This is a genomic window from Phytoactinopolyspora endophytica (assembly GCF_004138495.1).
Classification (GTDB): Bacteria; Actinomycetota; Actinomycetes; order Jiangellales; family Jiangellaceae; genus Phytoactinopolyspora; species Phytoactinopolyspora endophytica.
In genome coordinates this window covers 175,098-176,953 of sequence record NZ_ML142853.1, presented here as the reverse complement: position 1 = coordinate 176,953, position 1,856 = coordinate 175,098, and the positions used below count along the sequence as shown (strand labels likewise).

Sequence of the window (1,856 nt, the reverse complement as noted above, 5' to 3'; positions counted from 1 at the left end):
GGACAGGTCATTCTCGAGGACTCCGACCGGAAGAGGCAACTGTTCCAACAGATGATGGGCGCCTACGCCGCCGCCGGCGCCCTGGTCGACCCGCCCGTCGAGCACCTCCACATCCCCTACCGGGACGGGACGCTCGGCGGCTGGCTCACCCTCCCCGCAGGCGCAGCGGAAGCACCTGTGCCCGTCGTGGTCATCTTCGGCGGGTTCGACGGCTGGCGCGAGGAGTACCACGTCGGCGCCACCTACCTGAACCAGCGCGGCATCGCCACGCTGCTCCTCGACGGTCCCGGTCAGGGCGAGTCACGCCTGTTCGGAAACCTCGTTCTCGACCGCGACTTCACCAAGGCGTTCGCAGTCGTCATCGACCACCTGGCCGACGACCCCCGTGTCGGCCAGGTGGGCATGTGGGGCAACTCCATGGGCGGGTACCTCGCCGCAGCCGTCGCGGCCGCCGACGCCCGGGTCGCCGCGTGCTGCGTCAACGGCGGCACCGTCCGGCCAGCCGAAATCCTCGACCGTTTCCACCGCTTCACCAGCAAGGTTCAACCGCTGCTCGGCATCCCTGACCCCGACGAGGCCACCGAAGCCATCGGCGCGTACGTCCTCGACGAGGACGAGCTCGCCGACCTGACGTGCCCGCTGCTGGTCCTGCACGGGACACCCGACCAGGTGTTCCTCGTCGAGAACGCCCGCCAGCTGTACGACCTCGCCGCCTCTACCGACAAGACCTGGCGTGAGTGGGCCGACGGCGACCACTGCATCTACAACCACTCGCACGAGAAGCACACCTTGGTCGCTGACTGGTTCGCCGACCACCTGATCACCGCAGCCCATGGCGGCAGCGGCGACGTCCCCTCAGAGGTTGAGGAGCGTCTCGTGTCCGGCTCATCGGCACATCGTGAAGGAGAACAGTAATGTGCATTTCGTGTGCAACGCCGACAGGGCGGGTGTCTTGGCCCCCTTCGTCGTGATGGAGGACGACCGTGTCCGGGTGACGGCAACCCTGGTGCCGCACGGGCCGATCTTCCCTGCCTTCACGTTCCGGTTCGATACCGACTACGGGTCGGTGACCCTCTCAGGGGACACCACCTACTGGCAGAACCTGCTCAGACTCGCCGGCCAAACCGACCTGCTGATCCACGAGGCAGTCAACCTCGAGGGCGCCCAACTGCCCGACGCGTTCCGCTCGCACGTCATCGAATCCGACGTCGAGGTGCAGAAAGTAGGCGCTATCGCTGAGGCTGCAGGCGCCCAGCGGCTGGTGGTCTCCCACATGGCCGACCTGGCCAACGGAACGATCGACCCGAATCGGTGGAGGAGGTGGGCTCGGATGGGCTACTCGGGCGATGTCGTCATCGGCAGCGACTTGCAGCACCTCGACCTCACGAAGCGCAAGGGGCGGCCGTAACCCGGCGTTCCCGTCATCCCCATACCCCCTCGAGCCGCTCGGCCTTCGCCAGCAACGACACGGACAACGGAGATCCTCGACATGAACCAGTCCATCCCCACCGGTGACATCCTCATCAAGAACGCCCACCTCCTCACCCAGGACCCCGCGCACGGTGAGCTCGTCGGCGACCTGCTGGTCCGCGACGGCAAGATCGCCGACATTGGCACCGACCTAACCGCCGAGGGCGCCATCGTCATCGACGGCACCGACCGCGCCGTGCTGCCCGGGTTCATCGACACCCACCGCCACACCTGGCAGGGCGCGGTCCGTCAGACCGGCATCGGCTGGGACTTCGGCGCCTACCGACAGCACATCCAGCTCACCTGGGGTCCGGAGTACACGCCCGAGGACGTGTACTCCGGCAACACCATCGGCGCCCTCGGCGCCCTAGACGCCGGCATCACCA

Annotated in this window: 2 protein-coding genes and 1 pseudogene; all 3 read left to right on the top strand. The window is 67.3% G+C overall.

What is annotated here, in order from left to right; genetic code table 11:
- Positions 1 to 915 (top strand): alpha/beta hydrolase family protein (locus ELR45_RS11655; RefSeq protein WP_165367688.1); only part of this gene is annotated, 915 nt, incomplete at its 5' end.
- Positions 899 to 1,408 (top strand): hypothetical protein, encoded by a 510-nt coding sequence (locus ELR45_RS11650; RefSeq protein ID WP_129666140.1) that lies wholly within the window; start codon positions 899 to 901, stop codon positions 1,406 to 1,408. The genes ELR45_RS11655 and ELR45_RS11650, both read left to right, overlap by 17 nt.
- 81 nt (positions 1,409 to 1,489) lie before the next feature.
- Positions 1,490 to 1,856, top strand: a pseudogene (locus tag ELR45_RS37565) (amidohydrolase family protein); the annotation flags it as partial.